Source organism: Xenorhabdus griffiniae, from assembly GCF_015163655.1.
GTDB classification, from domain to species: Bacteria; Pseudomonadota; Gammaproteobacteria; order Enterobacterales; family Enterobacteriaceae; genus Xenorhabdus; species Xenorhabdus griffiniae.
In genome coordinates this window covers 1-1232 of the sequence record NZ_JADEUF010000260.1, presented here as the reverse complement: position 1 = coordinate 1232, position 1232 = coordinate 1, and the positions used below count along the sequence as shown (strand labels likewise).

Below are 1232 nucleotides of genomic sequence, written 5' to 3'. Positions count from 1 at the left end.
TCTGCTCTGAAACCCGTCTCTCTTTCCACTCCCGAAAACCCCTTCGGTGTTGTCAGGTTAAGCCGCACGGTTCATTAGTACCGGTTAGCTCAACGTCTCGCAACGCTTACACACCCGGCCTATCCACGTCCTCGTCTCGAACGTTCCTTCAGTACCCTCTAGGAGTAAGGGAAGACTCATCTTAAGGCAAGTTTCCCGCTTAGATGCTTTCAGCGGTTATCTCTTCCGCACTTAGCTACCGGGCAGTGCCATTGGCATGACAACCCGAACACCAGTGGTGCGTCCACTCCGGTCCTCTCGTACTAGGAGCAGCCCCTTGCAATCTTCCAACGCCCACGGCAGATAGGGACCGAACTGTCTCACGACGTTCTAAACCCAGCTCGCGTACCACTTTAAATGGCGAACAGCCATACCCTTGGGACCTACTTCAGCCCCAGGATGTGATGAGCCGACATCGAGGTGCCAAACACCGCCGTCGATATGAACTCTTGGGCGGTATCAGCCTGTTATCCCCGGAGTACCTTTTATCCGTTGAGCGATGGCCCTTCCATTCAGAACCACCGGATCACTATGACCTGCTTTCGCACCTGCTCGAGCCGTCACTCTCGCAGTCAAGCTGGCTTATGCCATTGCACTAACCTCCTGATGTCCGACCAGGATTAGCCAACCTTCGTGCTCCTCCGTTACACTTTGGGAGGAGACCGCCCCAGTCAAACTACCCACCAGACACTGTCCGCAACCCGGATTACGGGCCGGCGTTAGAACATCAAACATTCAAGGGTGGTATTTCAAGGATGGCTCCATGCAGACTGGCGTCCACATTTCACAGCCTCCCACCTATCCTACACATCAAGGCTCCATGTTCAGTGTCAAGCTATAGTAAAGGTTCACGGGGTCTTTCCGTCTTGCCGCGGGTACACTGCATCTTCACAGCGAGTTCAATTTCACTGAGTCTCGGGTGGAGACAGCCTGGCCATCATTACGCCATTCGTGCAGGTCGGAACTTACCCGACAAGGAATTTCGCTACCTTAGGACCGTTATAGTTACGGCCGCCGTTTACTGGGGCTTCGATCAAGAGCTTCTCGCCGAGGCGATAACCCCATCAATTAACCTTCCAGCACCGGGCAGGCGTCACACCGTATACGTCCACTTTCGTGTTTGCACAGTGCTGTGTTTTTATTAAACAGTTGCAGCCAGCTGGTATCTGCGACTGGCCTCGGCTCCAAGAGCA

General features: G+C 54.1%; 1 rRNA gene. It reads right to left on the bottom strand.

Annotated elements, in window-relative coordinates:
* Window positions 1–53: 53 nt before the first annotated feature.
* Window positions 54–1232, bottom strand: a 23S ribosomal RNA gene (locus tag IQ211_RS19345); the annotation flags it as partial.